Source organism: Streptomyces xinghaiensis S187, assembly GCF_000220705.2.
GTDB lineage: Bacteria > Actinomycetota > Actinomycetes > Streptomycetales > Streptomycetaceae > Streptomyces > Streptomyces xinghaiensis.
In genome coordinates this window covers 2,780,812-2,804,324 of record NZ_CP023202.1, presented here as the reverse complement: position 1 = coordinate 2,804,324, position 23,513 = coordinate 2,780,812, and the positions used below count along the sequence as shown (strand labels likewise).

Sequence of the window (23,513 nt, the reverse complement as noted above, 5' to 3'; positions counted from 1 at the left end):
TCTCGTGGCGCTGATGGCTCGTGTGGCTCGGTCGGTGATCGGCGGTCAGGTGACGGGGATGACCCCGGCGTCGGTGCCCGCGGGCGCGTACTCGGCCAGCCGGGCCCGGAGGCTGTCCATCCGCTGCGGCTCGTACAGGTCGTGGAAGACGCCCATCTCGGACCCGTCGTCGGCGCCCCGGCGGATCTCCTCGGCGCAGACCGCGGCGAGCCGCGCGTACGCCGGGGTGCCGTACCGCTCGCTCTCGAACAGCGGCCGGACCCGCCCCGCCTCCTCCGGGCCCACCAGGTCCGGCTGGCAGCGGTGGCGCCGCGGAGTGCGCGACCCCGGCGGGACGTAGCTGTACCGCAGACAGCCGATGCCGCGCCGGGCCACGTGCATCCGCCCGGTGAAGACGCTGTTCTCCGCGATCCGGACGGCATGGGTGTGGATCTCGCCGATCACCGTGGAGCGGTGCGCGTGCAGCACGGCGTGGGCGTGCCGGCAGTCCGGGGCGGAGAGCGCGGGCAGGGTGTGGCCGGTGGCGTCCAGGACGCTGTCCCGCAGGTGGATGGCCGGCGGGTCGGTGCTCACCTCGTCCCCGATGACCTCGATGGTGCCGAGGACGCTCCGCTCGATCTGCAGGCAGGCGGTGGTGCGTTCGAGGACGACACTGGGCTCCTCGGGGGACGCCGGCTCGCAGTCCGGCTCCAGGGACCAGCCGGGCACGAGGGTGCAGTGGCGGAGCACGACCGTGCCGACCGGTCCGGTGACGTTGAGGCCGCGGCCGGCGATCAGCAGCCCGTCGAGGACGATCCGGGCGGGCTCGCCGTGCGGGCAGCCGCGGGGGCCGGGGCGGTGGCCGGGTCCGCCGGTGCGGTCCGCCGGCTCCGTCCCCGCTGTCGCTCCTTCCGCCGTTTCCCCGGCCGCTACCTCCGCTCCTTCCGTTACCTCCGCTCCTTCCGCCTCCGCCGTCGCGCCCGGTCCGGCGTCCCGGCAGCCGCAGCCGTGCGCGCGGATGTTGAGGGCGTCCGGCCGGTTGCTGTACCAGTCCAGGAGCCGGATCACCGGACGGGCGCCCTCCGCCGCGCGGACCTCCAGCCGGTCGCCCGGCCCCAGGTCGAAGTCCAGCTGTTCCTGGTAGGCGCCGCTGTGGGTGATCTCGATGACGCCCTCGGGGCCCACCCGCCCCTCGCGCCGGTCCTGCCGCCACCGCTCATAGGCGTCCATGATCCGCAAGAAGCTGTGGCCGGGACCGACCCGGTAGACCTTCGCCGTCGCCGGGGTGTCCCGGTCCCGGTCGTACTCGCCGCCGCCCAGGTCGTCACCGAAGGCGTGGTGGTAGCTCACCCACACCCCCCGCCGGGGCGCGGAGCGGGAGGCGAACGCGATCCTGCCGAGCTCCGGGTCAACGGCCACCTGCCCGCGCTGCGGCCGGTAGCGCCAGTCCGTCAGATCGGCCACGACGATGTCCGACAGCGGCACCGGCTCCTCCCGGCCGTCCCGGTGGATCTCCAGGCTCTTGCCGGGCCCGTAGTAGTCCGCGAGCCGGTCCGCGAACTGCCGGCGCCGGATGTACGCCGGGACGTTGTCGACGGTCGCGAGGTGCGCGGCGGACGGCTCGGGCTCCGGCTTGGTCACCAGCCGGGTGTCGTTGCCCAGGATCGAGAAGGTGTAGAGGTTCCGGGCCCGGTCGACGCAGTACGCGGGCGCGTCCGTCACCGGGTACGGCCGCAGCCGCCACACGAACAGGCCGACCCCGGCCGGGGTGAGGCCGGCGGGGCGGCGCGCGGAGCCCGCGCGCCGTACGTCCGCGGAGCGCGCCACCGCGCCGAACGGGCCTCCCGCCAGGTCCAGTTCCGCCGAGTCCCGCAGATCGGCGAGCCGGCCGCGCCCGGAGCGCCGGGCGCGCACGGCCGCCGTCTCCGGCCCGTACAGCCGGACCGGCTGGTGGTGGGAGAGCAGCCGGGAGAACTCCACGGCGCGGGCGGGCCAGCCGGCGACCGACTCCGCCAGCTCCTCCAGCAGCGGCAGGGTGCCCTTGCGGCGCCGGTTGGCGACCGTGGCGGCCACCTCCCGGCGCGGCGAGAGCGCCGCGGCCAGCCGCCGCCGGGAGAGGTCCGGCCGGCCGCCGTCCTCCGGGCCGGTGGCGAGCAGGTGTTCGTAGCCGGGCAGCGGGCGGTGGCCCACCAGATCGCCGAGGTAGGGCAGCACCCAGTCGGCGGCCGTCTCCACGAACCAGTCGTCGTATTGCTGTTCGACGCCGCTGCGCACCAGATCGACCTGTTCGGCGATCACCGCGAGCAGCGCGCGCAGCGGCTCACCGCCCGGCCCCTCGCCCTGTTCGGCGTCCCGCAGCCGGTGCCACTGCGGAAGGAGATCCGCGAGCCCGTCCGGTTCCCTGCTCATCGGGTGACCTCCGTAAGAATCAGCGTGTCCGGGACCTCGGGTGACAGCAGCGCCAGCTGGGCGGGGCGCACGCCGCGGAAGACGAGCACCGAGCGGCCCCGCGGCAGCCGCCGGACGCTGCCGATGTCCGGGTTGAGGCGCAGCAGTTCGGTCAGGGTGATGCCGTGGCGGGCGGCGACCTCGGTGAGGGTCTCGCCGCCCTCGGCCGTCACCCGGTACGTCGTCTCGTCGAACTCGGCGTGCCGGGCGGGCACCACGGGCCGCGGCCCGTCGAGGTCCGCGGGCGGCACCAGCCCGTCCGGGCCGCCGGTGACGGGGACCCCGGTGAAGACGTCCACGTCCAGGTACTCGACACCGGGCACGGTGTGGGCCGTGGCCAGCACCTCGGAGAGCAGCGCGGGCTGCCCCAGCTCGCGGCCGGGGTAGCCGAGCCGGCGCAGCAGCGCCTGCCGCAGCCGGGGCTCGACCGTCTCGAAGGAGTGGTCCGGCGCCACCTTCACCCTCGCCGCGAGCAGCAGCACCACCAGCTCCCGCACGTCGACGCGGACCGGCAGCCGCGCGTCACCGTGTTCGGCCAGCGCCGAGCGCAGGGCCCGCAGGGTGTCCGAGTCCGGGCCGAGGGGGACGTCGTCCACCCCGGCGACGGTCACCTGGACCACCCGGCGCCGCCCGTCGAAGAGTTCGCGGGCCGCGGCCCGGCCGACGCCGGCCCGGGAGCGGGCGAAGTCCGCGTAGTCGGGCACGGACACCAGCCGGTCCAGCGCGGAGACCGCGAGGGGGATGGTGCGGCGGGTGAGGCCCGGGCCGTCGCCCGCCGCGCCGCCGGTCGCGGGCAGCGGGTTGGTGACGCCGGTGACGCCCAGGGGGCGGGTGACGGCCTGGGTGACGCGGCCCGCCGGGAGGTTGGCCGGGACCTCCGTGCCGCCCGGCCCCTCCGTGCCGTGGCGGTAGCGTGCGCGGACGTTGTCGTGCCCGGTGGGCAGCCGCGCGCCGTTCACACCGTCGCCGAAGGTCACCGTGGGACGGCCGTCCGCGCCGGCGCCCAGCACGTAGACCCGTTCGCGGGGGCCGCGTCCGGCGAGGCTGTCCACCCGGTGCCACAGCAGCCCGTCCACCCGCACCTCCAGCGCCGGTACGGCGCCCAGCGCGTTGTCCGAGGGGAGCCAGGCGAGCGGGGCGCGCCAGAGCGTGAACGTCTGGTTGGGGCGGGTGGTGTCACCGCTGCCGACGGGCTCGTCACGGCTCTCGCCGTGCGAGGCGGGCACGACGTTGCCCAGCACGCGGACGGTGTCGCGGTCGTAGCGGTGGGCCAGATCGGCGGTGAGCGTCAGCACCGTGTGGACGTGGTCGCCGGGCAGCTCCGGGTCGAGCCGCTGTTCGACGCCGGCGATCACGGCGAGCTCGGTGGCGCGCAGCCCGGCGACACCGGGGATGTCGCTGCGCTCGCCGGTGACGACGACACGGCGGCCGGGCGTCAGCCCGTCGTGCAGATCGTCGAGTTCGATTTCGTTGCCGTGCACGTCCTCGCCCAGCGGCTCGTCGGCCATCCGCAGCGGCTCGCCGCCCGCGTGCACCGTGGTGTCCCGGATGTGCGAGAGCAGCACGTCCTGGTCGTCCAGCCAGGGGTCGGCGAGGGTGAGCTCGGTGCCTCGCCCGGTGATCCCGTAGTTGGCGTACGCGACGGTGCGCACGGCGGTGACCCGGGTGATGACGCAGCGGAGCGCCTTGTCGCCGGGGATCTCGTCCGGGGTGCCCTTGCGGGGGCGGTCGACGGCGACCCAGCTGCCGACCGTGAGCGAGTCGTGCACGGTGTCGAGCGGCAGGACGTGGCGGTTGGGAGCCGAGGGGACGGTGGCGATGCCGATCTCGACGCTGTGCTGCTCGCTGGCCGTCGAACGGCGGGCGTAGATCTCGTAGCCGCCGACGGTCTCCTGCCGGCGCTCACCGGGAGCCAGCCGCCAGTCGTGGCTGCCGCCGTCCGCGACGGACACATGGATGGTGCCGTCCTCGGCCGGCCGGGACACGAACAGCGTCCGCTCCGGCAGATCCGCCAGCAACTGCGCGGTCACGCCCGGCTCCGCGGGCTCCGCGGCCGCCGCCCGCCTGCCGGTGCGGCCGCTCTCCTGCTCCTGCGGGCTCTGGGCGGAGAGGACGACCGTGCCGGGGCCGAGGTCGAACGTCAGCTCGTTCGGGAGGTTCTCGCTGCGCTGCCAGGAGGCGTCCAGCTGGGCGTGGACGAACTCGGCCTTCACGGGCACCTTCCCGGCCGTGTCGAACACGACCCGCATGGTGGTCAGCGCCGAGCCGGTCAGCGGCCAGTCGGACTGCCGGATGATCCGGCCGCGCTCGTCCTGCACGGGCTTGAGCGGGGCCGCGGCCCCGAACGGCGCGGCCGTCACCCGCATCGCCAGCAGATCGCGCAGGAGGGCGGGGCCGGGCACGGGCACGGCGGCCGCCGTGCCGGTGGCGGTGGCCGCCGGAGTGGCGCGGCGCCAGGCCGCGTGCAGCTCGCCCCCGTCCAGCCGCGAGTCCAGGGCGGTCAGCAGCCGGGTGGCGATCCCCGACTCCGCGCCGAAGAGGCGCCGCGGGTCCCGCGCCGCGGTGCGGGCCGCCGTCGGCGGGCGGACGGAGCGGGAGGAGCGGAGAGCGGGGAGCAGCGCGCCGAGGGTGCGGAGGGCGGCCGGGGCCTGCGGGCCCGGTGCCGTCTGCGGGTTCTGGGTGCTCTGCGTGCTCTGCGTGTTCCGGGGGCCCTGTGTGCCGACGGGCGCGGTCCCGGTGCTGCCCGCGCCGGCCGTTGTCTCCGTCCCGGCCTGCGTCCCGGCCTGTGTCTCCGCCTGTGTCTCCGTCTCCAGGACGCGTCCGTCGAACGCCGCGTCCTCGGCGGCCGTGCGGCTCGGGCCCAGGTCGATCGCCCGTTCCCGCAGTTCGGCCACCACGGCCGCCAGCCGTTCGAACCAGGCGGCGACGTGTTCGTACGGCCGGGCGATGATCTCCGCCTCCGCCAGCCGGTCCAGGGGTTCCGCCAGCCGGTGCGCGAACTCCTCGGGCGTGGTGACGCCGTCCAGGTCGTCCCGGAGCGGAGCCAGCACCTGCGCGTCGAAGTCGTCGACCAGACGGCTGACCGGACGCGGATTCGGGTGCTCCGGGCTCGGCTCCGCCGGCTCCTCCGGGTCCCCCGGGCCCTCCGGTTCCGTGATCCACTGCCGGAGTTCGGTCAGCAGCTCGAACAGGCTCGGCGGCGCCGACTTCGGCAGGGCGACCGCCGTCACGCCGTCCTCGCGGTCGACGCGCAGCCGCGCCACCGGCAGCAGCAGCCGCTGTCCGGCGCCGGGCGCCCCGCCCCCGCCGAAGAGGAACAGCAGCCGGTCGCCGACATGCAGACCGGTGTCCGTCCCCGCGACGTACAGCTCGGACCGCTGGGCCAGATCGTCCGCGGTCAGCAGGGCCGGGCGGCGGCGCCGCACCGCCAGCTCGTTCCAGGACCGGCGGGCGGTCAGCTCCTCGTCCGTCTCGAAGGTGTGCGGCTCCTCCCGCGACACGGCGGGAACGCTGTGGCTGCGCGCCCCGCGCGGGATCAGCACGGGGATGTCCTCCCCCAAGCGCGGATCGCGGTCCACCGTGTACGCGAGATGCGTGTCCGCGGCGATCCCGGGCCGCGGGCGGTGGCCCACGAGCCGGCCCAGCAGCGCCAGGGAGCGCTGCTCGCGGGCGGTGCGCAGATAGCCCTCGTCGGCGATCCGTTCGGAGTGGAACGTCAGCAGGTCGCCGAGGACGGCCCAGGCGTCCAGCAGGGCGATCGCCGGATCGTCCGGGGTCCGCACGGTCAGCCGGCGCAGCGCCGGATAGGCGGGTGAGGCGAGCCGGTCGAGCATGGCGGCCAGGAAGGAGCCGTACTCGCCGACGCGGTAGTCGAGGGCCGAGCGGCCCGGCGGGTTGTGCGGGGAGGCCGCTGGGCGGCGCTCGTCGTGGCCGCCGCATCCGCAGCCGTCGGCGCAGCCGCGGCCGCCGCGGCCCGTGGTGGTCGTGTCGGTCGGTTCGATGGTCACTGTCCGCCCCCGAACTCCAGCTCCAGCCGGCCGTTCTCGGGCCGGTCCGGGTCGTTGTCGCACTGTGCGATCTCCAGCGGTCCGAGCCGCAGCACGCCCTCGTCCAGGGCCGGGTCGCGGACGTCGCCGGAATCGCTTGTGTTGTCGGTGCCGTTGTCGGTGCCGTTGTCGGTGCCGCTGTCGTGGCCGGTGCCGGTGCCGCCGCCGAAGAGCCGCCGCAGCCGGGTGACGTGCACGCTCCGCACGCCCGGCACCGCGGCCGCCACCGCCACCAGCCGGCTCAGCCGCACCGGCTCCCCGAAGCCCAGGGCGTCGGGGTGGAAGAAGCCGAGCCGGCCGTCGGGCAGGGCACGGGAGCCGAGCACCCGGTGCAGCTCGGCCAGGACCGGGCCGTGCTGCTGCCCCGGCGCCGCGCAGACGGTCAGCGCGATGTCGAGCGGCACCGTCCGCGCCGGGACGACGACCACGTCGTGGCCGATCCGGCGGTACCTCTCCAGATGCTGCGCCACCGCGTCCAGCAGCTCCGGTGACGGCTCCCCGGAGCCGAGGGCGTCCACGGCGACATGCGCCTCCTGGGCGCTGCCGGTCCAGCGCATCTCCGCCGCCGCGCGCTGCACCCCGGGGACGGCGGACGCCAGTTCGGCGTAGTCCCCGGCGGTCACGGCCCGCAGCCGGGTGCGCTTGAGGGCGAGCGGGGCCAGCCTGCGCACCTGTTCGACGGGTTCGGGCTCCGTGCCGCCGGTCGCGGGGAGCGGGTTGCGCACCCGGATCACCGGGAAGCCGCGCCACGCGCCGGTCCCGGGCCCGCCGGTCTCCTCGGCGTCCCCGGACTCCGGGTCCGCGTCCCGGCCGGGCTCCGCTTCCCCGTACCCGCCGTACTCCGCCGGTCCCGCCGACCGGTCCGTTTCCGTGTCCGGGGCCGTGTCCGTGTCCGTGTACGGATCCCAGCCGCTGTACGGGCCGGGCTCCTCCGAGTCGTCGTCCGGATCCCCGCACAGCACCAGCCGGTTGACGGCCTCGGCGCCGACGTTGCCCGCCGTGCCGCCGCCCAGCCGGTACCGCGGCTCCAGCGTGCTGCCCGGCTCCGGGGCGGCGCCGTGGACGCCGTCGCCGAAGCGCAGCGCGAGACGGCCGTCGTCCTCGAGCTCGCCGGTGAGGTGCCGGTCCCGGGACCCGCTCTCCAGCAGGTCCCGCCGGGGCTCCCACACCCGGATGCCGTCCGGGGTCCGCTCCAGCACCCGGACCGCCGGGAGCGCCGCCCGGGGGTCCTGGCGGAGCGACGCGGCGGCGGAACCGGCCAGCACCGGGTCGTCCGGGTCGAGCCCGGCCGCGTACGGCGGGCCCCAGCAGTGCGCGATCTCCCAGGCGGTGCGCCGGTCCAGCACCGTGCCCGCGCGGGCACGTGCCGTCAGCACCTCCAGCCGGCGCTTCTTGCGGGCCAGCAACCGGTCGCTGCGGACCAGCAGTTCACGCAGCGCACGCCGGGGGTGGACGCGCAGCTCCAGCCACTCCAGCACCCGCAGACCGAACAGCACGGTCAGTTCGGCCGTCTCCCGCTCGGAGAGCCCGTCGCGGTCGCGGGCGCTGCGCCACAACTCCACCAGCCGCTGCCGCACCCGCTCCGGAATGGCCGCCAGCCGCTCCGCCTGCCCGGCGGCCACGAGGCGCGGCTCGGGGAACGGCACGGCCTGGACGACGGGGAAGCGGTCGAGGACCGGCCGGAAGCGCGGCACGATGCCCGGATAAACCGACTGCGCGACGAGCGTGCGCAGGGCGGCCGCCTGGGCGCGGGCGGTGTCCGGCACGACCTCCTCGCGCCGCCCCTCGCCGCCGATCCCCAGCCCGGCCCGCGCGGCGGCGTCCTCACCGAACGCGGTGAACACCTCCCGGACGTGCGCCGGCGTCAGCAGCCGCCCGCTGTCGGTGAGATCGAGCAGCGCGGCGGCGAGCCGCGCGGGTTCGTTGCCGCCCGCGCGGTCCGGGCAGCCGAAGGCGGGCGGCTCGCACCCGGCCGGCACCGGCGGCACCGGCGGCACGGTGACGCGTTCCGGTTCGCCGTCGCAGAGGGCCGTCGACCGGCCGTGGTCGGCCAGGACGATGTTGCCGCGCGCCACACTCACATCCGGGACGGGCTCGCAGCGCGTGCCGCCGGTGGTGGAGAGGCAGAGCGGGAAGCGCAGGGCGTCCTCGCGGGCCCAGGTGATCTCCAGGACCGGCTGTCCGCACAGCCGGTCGACGGCCGGGGTGACGGAGGTGAGCCGCACCGCCTGCCGGTGTGACGGGTCGGCGTCGCCGGGGGTGCCGGAGCGGGGGCCGCGCACCTCCTCGAACACCAGCAGGTCGCCGGGGGACAGGTCCAGCAGACGGCGCCGGGGGCGGCCGTGCCCGGGGTGGCCGTGGCCGTGGCCGTCGTGTCCGTGGCCGTCGTGGTGGTCGTGCGCGTTTCTGTCCCCGCGCCCGTCCCCGGGCCGGCTGTCTCCTGGTTCCCCGTCCCCGTGCTCCCGGTGCGCCCACGCGTCGCGCAGGGTGGCCGAAGTAGCGCCCCGGGGCAGCGAGCACTGCTCACCGCCCCAGGTCCAGAACCGGATGGTGTTGTGCTCGGGCCGCAGCCGCAGCGGCTTCCGCTCCACCGGCTCGAAGACCTCGACCCGCCCCCGCTCGTCCAGCGCCGCCAGCTCCTCGTCCCCGAGGACGGTGCCGGGCCGGGCGCCGTGCCGGTCGCGCGAGCCCGCGTCGCGGAGGTCGACCGAGGCGAAGCGGAACCGGCCGGGCGGCAGCGTCAGCGGCCGCGCCACCTCCACGGCCACGAGGGTGCGGGCGTTGCAGCCGTCGTGCATCGGATAGTCGACCAGCCGGACGTGGCGGCGTACCGACACCCGCCGGCGGGCCGTGTCCAGATAGGCCTCGGTGGCGACCGCGTCCTGCTGATAGCCGATCAGATCGGCGGTATGCGCCAGCAGTTCGACCAGCGTGACACCGAGGTCCGGCGCGTGCCGCTCCATCCAGCCGGGCGAGGTCAGCGCCAGCCGGTCCAGGACCACCTGCCGCAGGGTGTCGTAGTCCCGCGCCGTGTAGTCGATGACCGGGGCGGGCTTGAAGGTGGGCGGGCAGTCCGGCTGCTCGTCCGCGCAGTCGAACGGCGTGGGGCAGTCCGGCCGGAAGAAGAAGTCCGCCGCGTGGTAGCGCTGGTCGAAGCCGCGGTACGGCTCGGTGCCCGGACGCCCGTACGGATCGGTCTCGACGACCGCCAGCCGGTAGCGGGAGGTGTCACCGGCCTTGTCGACGGTGACGTACAGCCGGTCGTCCAGCTCCGGGTCGTCCTCCCGTTCGACCTCCACCTCCAGCGCCTCGATGCCGGTGACGCGCCGGCCGCCGTCGATGCGGATGTTCTCCGGGCACAGGCCGTGCGGGGCCTTGCCGAGGAAGGTCACGGTCAGCGTGCGGCCGTCGTCGCCCACCTCGACCGCGTCGACCCCGTTCAGCTCCGCCCGGCGCACCGCGCCGCGCCTGCCGTCGCCCCGGCACACCAGTGCGGTGCCGGCGGCCCCGGCCGTCGATTCCCTGTCCGGCCCGCTCATGCGGCGCCCCTCCCCTCGAACACCTCGTCGCGGCGGTCCGCGGTGGCGCGCACCACGTACCGCAGATGGACGCGGACGACGCTCTCCTCGCTCTCCACGTCCACGTCCTCCACCTCGATCAGATCCCCCAGCCAGCGCTGCAGCGCCGCCTGCACGGACAGCTCCAGCGCGGACGCCAGTTCGGGGCTGTTGGGGGTGAACACCAGGTCGAGCAGCCCGCAGCCGAAGTCGGGGCGCATCACGCGCTCACCCGGGCTGGTGAACAGCAACTGCTCGATCAGATCGCGCACATGGTCCTCGTACGACGCGGCCCGGGCCGTGCGCCCCCGGCCGTCGATCCGGAACGGGAACGCGATGTCCTCCCGTGCGGTCCTTGCCGTCCTCGCCCTCATCGGCACTCCACCCCTCGCTGTGCGGTTCCGGACCCCGTTCCCGCCACAAGCGGTGCTCCCTGCGGCAGCAGGGCGTCGCTGAGGCACTGCGCCCGCGAGGCCGCCGTGTCCAGCAGCACCGGTGCCCCGTCGACGGTCACGGCGTCCCGGCCGCCGCCGCCCGCGCTCCAGCGGACGCTGGTGCACGGCGAGGGCCGGCCGCCGTCGGTGTGCCCGCAGCCGCTGACCGTGTGGACGTCGGCGGCGGTCATCAGTGGCATTCCGTCCATCCGTACCGCGGACCGGGCGTGCGCGCCGGACCCGGCGGCGGAGGCGGCCGCGACCCGGCCGCCGTGCGGGCAGCGCAGCTCCGCCCCCGTGTGGACGGGGCTCCCGGACGGCCCGGGGGGCCCGGGGCCCCCGCTGCCCCCGCTTCCGTAACTCCTGGACACGACGTCTCTCCCCGTTCCTCTGCTAGCTCTTCTTGGGCACGGTCAGCCGGCCCTCGTTGACGTTCACCTGATCGCCGTCGAGGACGATCGAGGTCCCCGCACCGCTGTTGATCTGCACCCCCGCGTTGTTGATCCGGATGAACGCGCCCCCCGGCGCCTGCAGGAGAATCCCGCCGTCCGGGGAGTCGTGGAGCACGATCCTGTGGTGGCTCCGGTTCTCGATGACGACCGGTTCCGCGCCCGTGCGCGCCGCGGCCCGCGCGTCCGGGGGCAGTTCGCTCTCGTCGCCGTACCAGCAGCCCGTCCAGACCGGGAAACTCGCGTCCCCCTGTTCGAACTCGATCCACACCCCGGCCCCCTCCTCGGGGACCACGTACTGGCCGGCCTCCCGGCCCGTGAACGGGAAGCAGGGCATGGCCCAGGTGGACGGCTCGTCCCCGAGCACGTCCGGCACGAGCGCCGTGATCCGTCCGATCCGCAACGGGTCGTCGTTGTCCACCACCCGGCCGCGGAACTTGCCGAGATAGCGGTTGTTGGGTCCTGGTCCTGCTGCTGGCGCCATCGTGTGCTTCTCCAGGTTCCTGTGGCTGCCCGGTTGCCGGTCACGGACGGACGGTGTCGCTCAGCGCGACCAGCCCCTCCCGCGAGAGCGTGAAGTTCTGCTGGTACGAGCCGGGCCGGAGGTTGTGGGTCACGCTGGTGACGTAGTAGTCGCCGTCGTACGTCAGCCCGGCGCCCCGCACCCCGACCAGCTCCCGCGGCCGGAGGATGTAGCCGTGCCGGTTGACGTCCAGCTGCCCCGAGCCGGACACCGCGTCGGCGGAGGTCGCGGCGCGCGCCAGCGTCTCGGCCCGCGCCTGCTCGGGGCTGAACTTCGCGGTGCCGGTCAGCTTGCGGCGCTTCAGCGCCGGACTGGCCCGTCGGCCCAGCGGCGGGCGCAGCGGGCTGATGTCGGGCTGGGGGAGCAGCGGCGCCCGCCGGGTCACCGGGTCCAGCACCCGCGCCTGCGGCTCCTCGCGGGCGGTGCCGTCATAGGCGAAGGTGAGCTGGTCCACGGTGGAGTTGACGTCCATGTTGACGTTGAGCGCGTGCTGCCGCTGCCCGACCCGCTTCTGCGGGCCGAAGTAGGCGGTCGAATAGCCGGGCGCCGGGCCGGGTTCGAGATAGAAGACGTAACCGTTGGCCTGGGCCAGTTCGTTGAGGTACGCCAGATCGGTGCCGGTCTGGTACTCGACGCGGAGCTGGGCGCGCGGCGGCTGCTCGATCTGCTCCCGGACGACGTACGGCTGGATGCCGTAGTCCTCGTAGCCGCGCAGGATACGGGCGGCCCGGGCGGAGGGCGCGAGGTTGGGGTAGCGCTCGGTGCGCTCCTCCAGGTCCATGAGGAGGCTCAGGTCCTCCCCGGTGACGGTGAGCGTGGTCTGCCCCGGCTGGTTGCTCGCCCCGACCTCCTGCCGCACGATCAGCCCGTCGAGCAGGACGCGCGGGGTGCCGCGCACGGAGGCGGTGACGATGACGCGGGTGCGCGGATCGAAGTAGCCGTCCGGCAACAGCTGCCGGATGATCGCGCCGCGCTTGGTGAGATCGAACGCGAGCTGGAAACCGCTGCGTTCGCCCGCCGTGCTGGTGATCTGCGCGGAGAGCAGGGCCTCGGACACCTCGTACGGCACCGGGCGGACCAGCTTCGGTCCCATGTGCAGGGTGAGGTGGACCGGGCCGCCGCCGACCGGATCTTCGTCAGCCACGACCGCCGCCTCCCGCCGCTCCGCGCCCCGGCGCGCCGCTTCCGGGCGCGGTGAAGGCGCCCGGAAGCGGAATCGCGATCTCCTGCCCCGGCTCGGCGGTCAGCTCGCGCGGGTCGAGCACCGGATTGGCGTCCGCGATCCGCCACCACTGGCCCGGGTCGCCGAAGTAGTGCTGGGCGAGATGGTCGGGCCGCTCGCCGGCGCCGACGATGTGCGTGGCGGTGTCGCCGTCGTCCCCGGATCCGTCCTCGTCCGGCAGCGGAGGGAGCAACCGGCGCTTGGCGTAACGGACTTCGGTGCCGTCCGGGAAGCAGTACGCCCCGATCTCGGCGTCGTGGTACCGGCTGCCGCGCGGATACGGATGCGCTCCGGGGATCGCGTCCAGCGCGCTGTCATACGGCTCGATCATGGTGTTACGCCCTCCCCATGCGTGTGGACGCCGCCCGGGCCCCCATGCCGATGTCGGCCCCGGTGAGGCCGAGCGAACCGAGCGTCCCGGACCGGACGGTCCCGGCCAGCCGCTCCTTCTGCGCCAGATGCGCGAGATACAGCTCGGCCCCGCGGTGCCCCGCCGGCAGATCACTGACGGTGAGCACCTTCATCCCGATGCTGAGCGCGGCCCGTATCGGATTGAGGTTGACGTCGAACGCGGACTCGTTGACGGACAGCTCGGTCAGCCGTACGGGCATGACGCGCTTGCTGCCCCAGGTGAACAGGGTCAGCGGCATCTCGATCGGGGAGATCTCGATGGTGCCCTTCTTGCTGAGCCGGCTCGCCTCGCGGAGCTGCGCGGTGGTGGGCTGCACCAGCATTTCCAGCGTCGCGAGCTGCGGGTGGATGCCGTCCGGGGCCGGCACCTCCAGCTGATCGGTGGCGTCGATCTCGGCGGTGAACTTCCAGGTCTCCTCGGCGGGCCCCTTGAGCCGCAACGCCTCGTTCCGGTCCCCTTGCCCACTTCCGCCGCCACCGGCATCACCGGTCCCCGCGGCCTGTGGCGCGAGTGAACGCTCAAGGGTGTCGGGGTTGAACTGCAGCACGATGATGCGCTGCGGGGTGCCGCGCTCGGGGTCGACGATGACGATGCCGGAGCGGATGGGCTTGGGAATGTCTGCGTAGCGGGTCACAGGCGGGCCTCCAAGCGTTCACGAAGGGGTGCATAGTCGTGATCCGGGAAGAGGCCTGGGAACGCCGCGAGCATGGCTTTGAGGCCCATGACATAAGGGCTGAATTCCGAGTCCTCCAATGACACGTCGACGAACAAGAATTGCCACCCGAGAGTGCCCTTGGTCACGGCAAGCGCCCGTAGGTACATGCAGTAATCGATATTCATCGGCAGTGCGCCACGTTCCGCCTCGTGGTACCACATCAGTGCTTGTGTGCCGCCTGGGACGAGCCGCAACGCCGTGTAGGAATCTGTACCTCCCCCAGGGAATTCGTCGATGACGAGGAATTGCTCGCTGAGTTCTTCCTCGGATTCTGCTAGGTCCCATTCGAGAGATGGCGGTTCGATGGGCAGGGAGGTTGCGGGCGGGTGTAGGTTAAATTCTCCGTTCACAGTCCCTGAGGTGTGCTTGAGGCTCCAGTGACAGCCGAATGTTTCGTGTGCTGCTGTGCATGCCAGCACCGAAGACGGGAGGTGTGTGTCGAAACGTTGCTGTAGTGCCCCGTCCACCTCCTCCGGGCTCGCGTAGCTCAGCGGTGCCCCTTCGAAGTCATGCGCAAGGATTTCGATCTCGGTCCTTGTTCTAAGCTCGTGGAGTGCCGTGTGTAGGCGGCTCTTGCATTCATCATGCGTGTTCATGGGGTCACCGCTATTCCAAGGGCTCGTAGTCGATCAGATCTTCTCTGTCCAGGCCGCGTAGCGCTTCCTCGATGCCGTCGATCTCATCCTTTGTGTATTTTCCCTTCTTCCTCAAGCGATCGAGAAGGTCGTCCGCGTTGTCGAACTTCCTTTCCTGGGCCATCTCCAGGATATCTTCCAGGAGTCGTTTCGATGGCTTCCGAATGGGAGGCCTTGGACTTGTCAACCGTTCCTTGAGGCGAGTTTTAGACTCGTACTGGTCGCTGACTCTGATCTTCCAGTCTTCGTCTGGCTTGCGAGGGATGGCTACGGGTTCCGAGTACGTCTTGTCGGGTGTTGCCGTTTTTTCCTTCCAGCCGCTGGCTTCCTTGTCAGATGGTTCGTACGTATTCCACGACCCGGTAATACGTGAGGGGAAATTCTCCCATGGGGAGGGGTGTGAGAATTGGACCACAGCTTTGTACCAGGACATGGATTTGTCTGATGATTTCGCTTCGTTCACCGCAGGGGTTTCCACCTGTGTATTGAAGCGGCTGTTCGTGCGCGAGGGGGCGGGAACCAGATTCGCGCCGGTGGCAGGGCCACCCATTTTGTCGGGAATCAAGTGCATTTTGACGATCGCATCCGGCCAGTACCGCATCTCCTTTTTGTGGCCAGGAGGGTTCTCGCCTTCTTTATCATTTGCGGCACCGGCCGGCTCGCCCTGCCTGATGGGTTTGTGCAGGTAATGAACCTTGGTGACCTCGTTCGCGCGCACACCGGGCGGAAGGTCGGGGTAATCTGTTGGGGGGAGCGGCCTTTCTTCTTCTTCCAGGCGGATGATCGGTTGCGGTTGTCCCGGCTCATCCGTACGGACTGCATCCACCGGGTTCGAAGTCGGATTCAGCCTGGCGATGACGTCGATGTCAGGGTTGCCGTAGGCTCGCAAACTTCTCAGGCGGTACCGGTTCCGCAGGGCGATGAGGGTCGCGTCGAAAGTGTTCTCCGGTATCCCCTCCCTCAACTTCGGGAGAAGGTATGCACGGATACGCGCCGTTATGATGTCCAGTCGCTGATCCAGAGCATCCGGAGATTCCTCTTCCTTCTTCCGTTCCTCTTTGTCCTTGTCGGACTTCGGGCGCCCCGGGCCGTCCTTGTCGTCGTCCTTGTCCGGCTTCGTGCTGTCCCCGTCCTTGTTCTTGGGCTTCGTCGAGGGCGGGTCGTCCTTCTTGGGCTGGGTGGAGTCGTCGTCCTTGTTCTTGGGCTTGCCTGGGGTGTCTTCCTTCGGCTTGGTGCTGTCGGCGTCCCTGTCCTTGTCCTTCGGCTTGGGCTTCGGGGACGGGGGCGTCGTGGCCGGCTTGTCGTCGTCCTTGTCCGGCTTCGGCTTGGTGTCCGTGTCCGTGCCCCTGGGCCTGGTGCTGTCGCCGTCCCTGTCGGACGGGCCCTTCGGCCTGTTGGGGGTGCTCGGGGTGTTGTCCTGGTCCTTCTTCGGGCCGGGCTTGCCCGTGTCCGGCTTGGCGCCGGGCTTGTCGGTGTCCTTCTTCCGGTCGGGCTTGCCGTCCGGTTTCGTGCTCGGCTTCGTGTCCGGCTTCGACGTGTCCGGCTTCGGTTTTGTCGTGGTCGGGCGGGTGCTGCCCGGGGTGTCCGAGGTCTTCGTGGTGGGCTTCTGGGTGCCGGGACGGTCCTGGTCCTTCTTGTCGCCGCCCTTGTCCTTGTCCGTGTTCTTCTTGGGGTCCGAGCCGTCCCCGCCCGCGTCCTTCTTGTCCCCCGGCTTGTCCTTCTTCTTGCCGAGCTTCGCCGCCACGCCCTTGAGCCGGCGGCCCACCTTGCCGATGTACTTGCCGATGCCGCTCAGCAGCGCCTCGTAGGCGAGTTCGAGGAGCGCCACGATGCCGGCGGCCACGGCCTTCGCGAACAGGACGCCCGCGCCTCCCTGGCGGACGGCCTTCAGCCAGGTGATGACCGCGCCGATCGCGCGCAGGATCTCGCCCAGGGCGCCGATGGCCACCCTGATGGCGTCGATGACGGCCATGGCCCAGCCCGCGCCCGGGATCAGCTTGGCGACGACCTTGGTGATGACGATCTCGCCGATGATGAAGGGGAGCGAGGGCACGATGGCGTCCCACGTCTCCTTGACGATCTTTTCCAGGGTGTAGCCACCCTTGATCAGCTTGTCGATGATCGCCTTCGGGATGCCCAGGATCTCCTCGATCTTGGACTGGAACCATTCCTTGACCGCGGCCTTCACCTCGGCGAACAGGTGGTTCTTCGAACCGTCCACCGCGGAGTTCTTCGCGCCGCTCAGCCAGCCGCCCGGGTCGGAGAGGAAGTCGACGGCGATCAGCATGAAGTCGCCGAGCGCGGCGAGTAGTTTGGAGGCGTATTCGAGGACCGTCTTGATGGCGTCCCTGACGGCCTTCACGACGTCCAGGAGCGCCTTCCTGAGAATCTCCAGGAGGCTGCTCAGCAGCTTGCCGATGGCGTTGAGCAGATCGCTGATGATCTGCTTGAGCATGTTGGCGAGCTTGTTGACCAGGGCGATCGCGGCGGCGATCAGGTCGGTGATGAACTTCCGGATCCGGTTGGCCAGTTCGATGACGGCCCGCACCATGGCCTTGGCGAACTCGATCAGATCGTCGATGAAGTTCTTGATGGCCTCGACGATGGCCTCGCGCGCCTCGTTGATCCAGCGCTCGACCGTCTCCTTGAAGTTCTTGATGAAGCCGATGACCGCCTCGCGCGCGTTCTTGATGACGCTGACGATCGCGTTCTTGATCTCGATGACTTTTTGCTTGATCCAGTCGAACGCCTTGGTGACCCAGTTTCCGGATTCCTCGACGCTGCTGTCGCGCTTCTTCTCGGCGTCCTTCTCGGCCTCGGTGTTCTTGTCCTTGATCTTCTTGTCGCTGTCCTCCTTCTCCTTCTCGGTGTCCTTGTCGGTCTCCTCTTCCTTGTCCTTGACGTCCTTGCGGACCTTCTCGTGGCGCTCGGTCTTCTTGGTGCCGAGGCTTTCCAGCTCCTTGTCCTGCTCCGTGCGCCAGTTCTCGCGTTCGGCGGTGACCTCGCTCATCGCCTTCTCGCGTTCGCCCGCCTGGCTCTCGGTGTTCTTCGCGACCTCGGAGTCGACCTGCTCCTTGTGTTTCTGCTGGGAGACCCGGAAGTCCTTGTCCTTGGCCTGCCGGCCGCTGGACATGTCGCTCTGGCCCTTGCTGAACGCGGCCTGGAACTCCGGGCCCTTGTCGTGCTCCGCGACCTCGGACGCCGCCTCGGGCGGGACCACACCCGTGCCGGCTCCGCCGCCGCCCGGGCCGCCGCCCTTGCCGCCCTGTGCGCCCGGGACCTTGGCCCGCATCTGCTCCTTGGGAGCGTCCGGGTAGACCTGGTCCTCGCCCATCTTGCGGTTCGCGTCGTCGCGGCCCGTCGCGACGGTGTCCTCGCCCTTGCTGTCGACGGCGGCGCCCTGCTCGTCCGCCGTGCCGTCGGCGGCGTCCTTCATCCCGACGCCCGGCGCGTTCCCCGCCTGGGCTTGCTTGAGCGCCTCGTCCTTCGTCGGCAGCCCGGCGAACTTGGCCGCCAGTTCGGAGGCGTCCACCTCGAAGCCCAGCCAGCTCGCAACCTTGCCGAGGCCGAAGCCGAGCGCCATCTTGAACGTGTCCCAGCCGCCGGGCTCCTCGGCCTTCTCGGCCTCGATGTCGCCCTCGGGCTCCTTTGCGCCCTTGACCTCCGCCTTCTCGCCCTCCGGCGCCTCCGACTTCGCGGCCTCGTCCTCGGAGTACTGGGCGGGCGCGTCGGTCTTGGGCTGCCCCTGAAGGGTCTGCGGAGCACCCGCCGGGCGTTCCAGCGACGGCGGGGAGGCAGCGAGTTGCTGGTGCTCGTCGCCGACGGTGCGGTCCACGGAGCCGCTGACTCCGCCCATCGCCTCCATTGCCTTGTGCGGCTTGAGCGTCGAGGCCGTGGACAGGCCGGCTTCCGGGGACACCTGGGAGAGGTTCGGGGCCGCGCCGGTGTCCTTCTTCTTGCCCTTCCCCCTGCCTCCCTTGGCCGGACCTCCGCCGCCGCCTCCGCCCCGTGGTGCCTTGGCCGCCGAGCCGGACTTGGCGGGGGAGGACTTCGGCTTCTCCGTCTCGGGCTTCGGCGCCGCGGTGGGCGCGGGTGCCGCGGCCGGGGCCTTCTTCGGCGCGGGCGCAGCCGGTGCGGAGGTCCGTGCCGCCGGGGCGTCCGTGGTGGTGGGACTCTCCTCCGTCTGCGCGGGACCGCCCGACGGTCCGCTCTGCGAGCCCGAGGCCGCGTCACTGCTCGCGCCGCCCGGAACGTCGGCGTTGGACCCGCCGGAGACATGGCTGTCCCGCGCGGCGGACGTGTCCTGCGCCTCCGCCGCCGGCTCGCTCTTGCCGCCGCCCTCGGCCGACTCCTGCTGCGTCTGGCCCTGGCTCTCACCGGCCGGGCCGCCCTTGCCCTCCTCGGCCGCCGGGTCCTTCTCCGCCGACTGTCCGCCCGCCGCCTCCTGGGACGCCTTCTCCGGGTTCTTCCCCGACTCCTCCCCCTTGGCCGAGGTGCCCTTCTCCTCCTTGGCGGACTGCTCCTCGGTCTTCTCTTCCTTCTCGGAACCGGCGGGACCCTCCTGCACCGCGGTCTGCGCCGCGACCGGTCCCTCCTTCGGGTCGGCACCGGCCTTGGGGTCCTTCGACACCGTGCCCGGGCCGGGCCGCGCCTCCGGCTTCTCCAGGTCGAGCCCGCCCGGCTGCCCGTCCGGGCCGGTGCCCTCGGTCTCCGGTGACCGCTCGGGTGTCTCGGAGCCGGCGGTGTGGTCCTTCTCCTCCGGCTCGGCCTCGGCCGCCGCGTCCTCGGCGTCCTCCGCGTCACGCTCGGCCTGCACCTTGTCGGCCCGGGTCTCCGGCGGAGCGGGGAAGGACGGCATGGCGGGGGCGGCGGAGGAGGACGGGTCCAGCTCGTCCGCGGTCGGCACTGCGGACACGTCGAGGTCCTGCTGCGGGAGGAAGTCCTCCGGCTGGAGCTTGATGTCCCAGGCGCTCTTCGGAGCGCCTCCGACCTCGACCTCGGACCGGCTGCCCTGGCCGAACGGGTCCTCGTCGGGCTCCTCCGCCAGCTCGTCGAGATCCTGTCCCCGTACGCCGTCCAGGGTGCTGACGGCACGGGAGAACTGGGTGTCCTGACCGGCCGTCGTCGGAGAGCCCGTGGGTTTCTCCTGCCCGGCCTTGTCCTCCTTCTTGACCTGCTGGCCCGCCACCAGGGCCTCCGCCGCGCCCGGCCGGTTCCTGGCCGCGGATTCCTCCTCGCTCGCGGCCGGGGTGCTCTCCTGCTCGGTCTGCTCCGCGCCCTCTTCGGCGTTCTTCTGCTCGCCGCCCGCGGCACCGTCGTCGGACTCGGCGTCGGCGGAGCCGCCCTGGCCCCGGGAAGCCGCCGCCTCCTGCGCGGGGGCCGCAGCCGGACTCTCCGTCTGCTGCTCCCCGGCCGCCGTACCGCTGGAATCCGCGCCGCCCGGCTGCTGCTCCTGCGTGCTTCCGCCCTGCGGGGTGGTGGCGTTCTCCCCCTGCTCGCCGCCGTTCTGCGGGGTGCTGCCGGTCGCGCCGCCGTCGTCGGACCGGTCCTTCTCCGGGCCGGGCGCGGTCGGCGGCCGCTGCTCGCGCTGCTGCTCCTCCTCGGCCGACCGCTGCCGCGTCTCCTCCTGGAACCGCAGCTCCTCGGCGAGATCCGGCTCGATCCGCGGGGCCCCGTGCGACTCCTGCCCGAAGTCGTCGTCCCGGTCCTCGATCTCCTCCACGAGGTCGAGCACCCGCTCGTGCTCCGAGCTGAGGAGCCTCGCCTCCAGCCGGTCGAGGACCGACTCCTGCAAGTCCTCCGGCAGCCGGGCCAACTGCATGCGGGTCCGCTTCGACCGGTCCTCCGGGTCGCCGCGCAGGGAGCGCACGATCGAGTTCGCCAGCCGGTCCACCAGCGTCGCCGGGTCCAGCAGTTCCGCCCGCCGCCGGTCCGCGTCCACCGTCGCGTAGCGCAGCCAGCCCGGGGTCGGCTGTCCCGCTTCGACCCCGGCCGCCGGCTCGTCCTCGCGTACGGAGCCCAGCATCGCGTTCCGTACGGACTCCTGTGCCGCCGACTCCGCCTCGCGTTCGACCGTCTGCTCCGGCAGGCTCACCGCGCCCAGGTCGCGGCCGGCGCGCAGGGCGCCGAGGCCGTCCGGGTTCTGCACGGTGTGCAGCAGCTCGTGCGCCAGCAGCCGCTGCCCGTCCGCCGTCCCCGGCCGGTACGTGCCCTCGCGGAAGAAAATGTCCTGGCCGACCGCGATGGCGTCCGCGCCCAGCAGGTCGGTGAGCGCGCCCGCGTCCCGGTCGGTGTGCAGGCGTACGCGGCTGAAGTCGTGGCCGAGCCGCTCCTCCAGCTCCCGGCGCACGCTCAGGTCGAGCGGCTGCCCGGCGCCGCTGACGATGTCCTTGGGCTCGGGCGCGGTGTTCTTCCCCGACCGCTCCGTGCGCTTGCGGCGCTTGGCGTTCCGCGCCGTCTCCGCGCGGGAGTCCTGTGACGCGTGCGAACTCATGTGCGCCCCCGTCCCGTTGAACCCGGCCGCCGCTCCGGGCCGCCGGAGGCGTCCGGCGCGCCGTCCCCCGAGAGCCCCGCGTGCACCGCGCGCGCCAGGGCCTCGCCCAGCCGGGCGGGTGAGGCGGTGCGCGGCAGCGGCGGCAGCCCGGACAGGGCCTCCACCGTCAGGTCCCGGCCGCCGGACGCCAGCGGCACGCCCCGCTCCCGTACGAGCCGGGTGAGTTCGGCGCGGAAGGCGGCCGTCACCCGGTCGGTGTCGACACGGGCGTCGAAGCCGTCGAGCACCAGTTCGCCGATCTCGACCCGGATCTCCCGGGGCGGACGGGCCCGCTCCGGCCCGGCGGACCGCGGCGTCCCGTCGGGCAGAGCTCCCGTCGTCGGCCCCGCCGCGTTCCGTCCCGTCTCGTTCCGACGTGTCCCGTTCAGATCCATCCGCGGACCTCCGAGGGCGTCAGGGAGCGTTCCAGCTTCAGGTACTCGGTGCGGGCGGCGGCCAGCATGTGCCGCATCCGGAGCGACTCGCCCTCCTCCGCCGCGAGGAAGGCGCCCGCCAGCGCGATGTTGCGGATGGAGCCGCCCGCCACGGTGAGCTGCGCCAGCCGCTCCGGTTCGATGTCCTTGACCGGCGCCTGCGCGGGCAGCACCCGGCGCCAGATCTCGGCCCGCTCGGCCTCCCCGGGGAACGGGAAGTCGACGACGAAACGGATGCGCCGCATGAAGGCCGTGTCCAGGGCCTTCTTCATGTTCGTGGTGAGGATCGCCAGGCCCCGGTAGGCCTCCATCCGCATCAGCAGATAGCTGACCTCCAGGTTCGCGTACCGGTCGTGGCTGTCCTTGACCTCGCTGCGTTTGCCGAACAGCGCGTCGGCCTCGTCGAACAGCAGCAGGGCCCCGCCGCGCTCCGCAGCGTCGAACACCTTGCGCAGGTTCTTCTCGGTCTCGCCGATGTACTTCGACACGACCTGCGAGAGGTCGATGACGAAGAGGTCCAGCCCCAGCTCCTTGGCCATCACCTCGGCCGCGAGGGTCTTGCCGGTGCCCGAGCCGCCCGCGAAGAGCGCGGTGACGCCGAGGCCCCGGCGCAGCGTCCGCGCGAAGCCCCACTCCTGGTGGACGGTGCCGCGCTGCCGTACGTGCGCCACGATCTCGCGCAGGATGCGCAACTGGCGCTCGTGCAGCACCAGATCCTCCCAGCCGGCCTCCGGTTCGATCCGACGGCCCAGCTCGTCCAGGCCCATCCGGGCCTCGGTCAGCCCGGCCGCCCACGCGAGCCCCTGCGCGCCGGAGACGGCGGCCTCCCCGCCGGCGAGGCCGCGGCGCACGGTCGCGGCGGCGGACCGCACGACGTGCGGCGGCAGCGAGAACTGCGCGACGAGCTCCCGCAGTTGCTCCTCGCCGACCCCCGGCACACCGCTGAACGCCTCGGTCCACAGCCGCAGCTGCTCCTCGTCGCCGAGCTCCGGGACGGTGATCCGCTCGCCGCGTGTCGCGTGCGTGGCGGGCCGGGCGTCCGTACTGGCGACGACCAGCGGCACGGCGGCGCCCGCGATGAACGCGTCGGCCGCCGCGGCCTGTTCGCGGTCCAGCTCGCCGCTCTCCAGCAGCAGCGCGGCGGGCAGCAGGATCGCCTCGCGCTGCCAGAGCCGGGAGAGACGGTCGCGCTCGGCGGGACCGGACGGCACGTCCTCGGCGGCCATCGCGTAGAGCCCGAGGCCGCTGCGGCGGGCGGCGGACGCGGCGATCTCCTCCCGGGTGTGCCGGTCGCCGCCGACCAGCTCCACGCGCGGCGGCACGCCCGGTCCGGACTCCGCCCAGCCGGTGGCGATCCGCCGCGCGGCGGTCTCGTACGACGGCGGGAGGCCGGCCGGGAGCGGCACCCGCCGCAGCAGGCCGTGCAGCCGGGCGTCCAGGTACGGCGAGCCGAGGAGGAAGTGCAGGATGCGCTCGTCCGTACGGAGACGGGACGTGGTCAGCCGGGTCTCGTCGTCCAGCTCGACCAGCCGCCAGCGGCGCAGCGGGGCCACGGGGGTGAGGGCGCTCCAATGGGGCTCGGTCAGCGCGGCCAGGGCGAGGGAGAACGTCGGGTACGGGCGCTCGGGGTCCCCGCTCGCGGCGGCGCAACGGGAGGCGGTGGTCGGCTCCAGCTCGGCGGCAGCGGCGAGCAGCAGGACATCGCGTTCGAAGGAGCTGAGGCCGAAGCAGGCCACGAGGGCGTCGAGGGTGGCGGGGCCGCCGGACGCGGACCGCTCGGGAGCCCCCGGCCCGGAGCCGGCGGACGGCTCCTCCCCGGGCCGGTCCGGTCCGGTGCCCGGGCCCGGGGCGTCGGTGTGGGCACGGGCGGGAGCCGGGTGGGATTCCGTCCCGGACGCTGCCGGACGCGCGCCGGGGACGGGCCCGGGCGCCGGACCGGGGGAGGCCGGGCGGGCGGTGCCGGGGCCGCCGGTCTCCGGCCGGGTGGACGTCCGGGCGCGGGCGGCGTGGGCGTCGAGGCGCGCCAGGACCGACCGCACGGCAGCGGCCAGCGCCGGACCGTCCGCGTACCCGGACGCGGCGGCCGGCCCGGTCCCGCCCGACGTCATCCCGCCCTCGCCTGTCCCC

Annotated in this window: 13 protein-coding genes; all 13 read right to left on the bottom strand. The window is 72.8% G+C overall.

The genetic code is table 11. The annotated features are described in order from the left end of the window. Window positions 1–45: 45 nt before the first annotated feature. The 13 genes from SXIN_RS11880 to SXIN_RS11810 all read right to left on the bottom strand — a co-directional run bounded on the left by SXIN_RS11880 (window position 46) and on the right by SXIN_RS11810 (window position 23,494). Window positions 46–2,388: a hypothetical protein gene (locus tag SXIN_RS11880; RefSeq protein ID WP_095756967.1), complete on the bottom strand. Its 2,343-nt coding sequence runs from the start codon at window positions 2,386–2,388 to the stop codon at window positions 46–48. Then, window positions 2,385–6,434 carry a putative baseplate assembly protein gene (locus SXIN_RS11875; RefSeq protein ID WP_238153738.1) on the bottom strand — a complete coding sequence of 1,350 codons (4,050 nt, stop codon included), beginning with the start codon at window positions 6,432–6,434 and terminating at the stop codon, window positions 2,385–2,387. The genes SXIN_RS11880 and SXIN_RS11875 overlap by 4 nt, the downstream gene beginning before the upstream one ends. Further along, a complete protein-coding gene (locus SXIN_RS32125; RefSeq protein WP_238153737.1) occupies window positions 6,431–10,012 on the bottom strand; it encodes a baseplate J/gp47 family protein in 3,582 nt (1,193 codons plus the stop codon). Before SXIN_RS32125 ends, SXIN_RS11875 begins: the two co-directional genes overlap by 4 nt. Further along, complete coding sequence (locus SXIN_RS11855; protein WP_019712142.1) at window positions 10,009–10,404, bottom strand: GPW/gp25 family protein; 396 nt, start codon at window positions 10,402–10,404, stop codon at window positions 10,009–10,011. Before SXIN_RS11855 ends, SXIN_RS32125 begins: the two co-directional genes overlap by 4 nt. Continuing rightward, complete coding sequence (locus SXIN_RS11850) at window positions 10,401–10,664, bottom strand: hypothetical protein (protein WP_337589348.1); 264 nt, start codon at window positions 10,662–10,664, stop codon at window positions 10,401–10,403. Before SXIN_RS11850 ends, SXIN_RS11855 begins: the two co-directional genes overlap by 4 nt. Before the next feature lie 193 nt (window positions 10,665–10,857). Further along, window positions 10,858–11,397, bottom strand: a complete 540-nt coding sequence (locus SXIN_RS11845; RefSeq protein ID WP_019712140.1) for a phage baseplate assembly protein V — start codon at window positions 11,395–11,397, stop codon at window positions 10,858–10,860. A 40-nt stretch (window positions 11,398–11,437) separates the two neighbouring features. Continuing rightward, window positions 11,438–12,529 (bottom strand): hypothetical protein, encoded by a 1,092-nt coding sequence (locus SXIN_RS11840; protein ID WP_050931298.1) that lies wholly within the window; start codon window positions 12,527–12,529, stop codon window positions 11,438–11,440. 43 nt (window positions 12,530–12,572) lie between these two features. Next, a complete protein-coding gene (locus tag SXIN_RS11835; RefSeq protein WP_019712138.1) occupies window positions 12,573–12,989 on the bottom strand; it encodes a LysM peptidoglycan-binding domain-containing protein in 417 nt (138 codons plus the stop codon). A gap of 4 nt (window positions 12,990–12,993) precedes the next feature. Further along, window positions 12,994–13,704: a hypothetical protein gene (locus tag SXIN_RS11830; RefSeq protein WP_019712137.1), complete on the bottom strand. Its 711-nt coding sequence runs from the start codon at window positions 13,702–13,704 to the stop codon at window positions 12,994–12,996. After that, complete coding sequence (locus SXIN_RS31255; protein WP_157916280.1) at window positions 13,701–14,381, bottom strand: hypothetical protein; 681 nt, start codon at window positions 14,379–14,381, stop codon at window positions 13,701–13,703. Before SXIN_RS31255 ends, SXIN_RS11830 begins: the two co-directional genes overlap by 4 nt. 10 nt (window positions 14,382–14,391) lie before the next feature. Next, window positions 14,392–20,913, bottom strand: a complete 6,522-nt coding sequence (locus tag SXIN_RS11820) for an eCIS core domain-containing protein (protein ID WP_050931297.1) — start codon at window positions 20,911–20,913, stop codon at window positions 14,392–14,394. Next, window positions 20,910–21,347 (bottom strand): hypothetical protein, encoded by a 438-nt coding sequence (locus tag SXIN_RS32120; RefSeq protein ID WP_238153736.1) that lies wholly within the window; start codon window positions 21,345–21,347, stop codon window positions 20,910–20,912. The genes SXIN_RS11820 and SXIN_RS32120 overlap by 4 nt, the downstream gene beginning before the upstream one ends. Beyond that, window positions 21,338–23,494: an ATP-binding protein gene (locus SXIN_RS11810; RefSeq protein WP_095756965.1), complete on the bottom strand. Its 2,157-nt coding sequence runs from the start codon at window positions 23,492–23,494 to the stop codon at window positions 21,338–21,340. The genes SXIN_RS32120 and SXIN_RS11810 overlap by 10 nt, the downstream gene beginning before the upstream one ends. Between the last annotated feature and the right edge of the window lie 19 nt (window positions 23,495–23,513).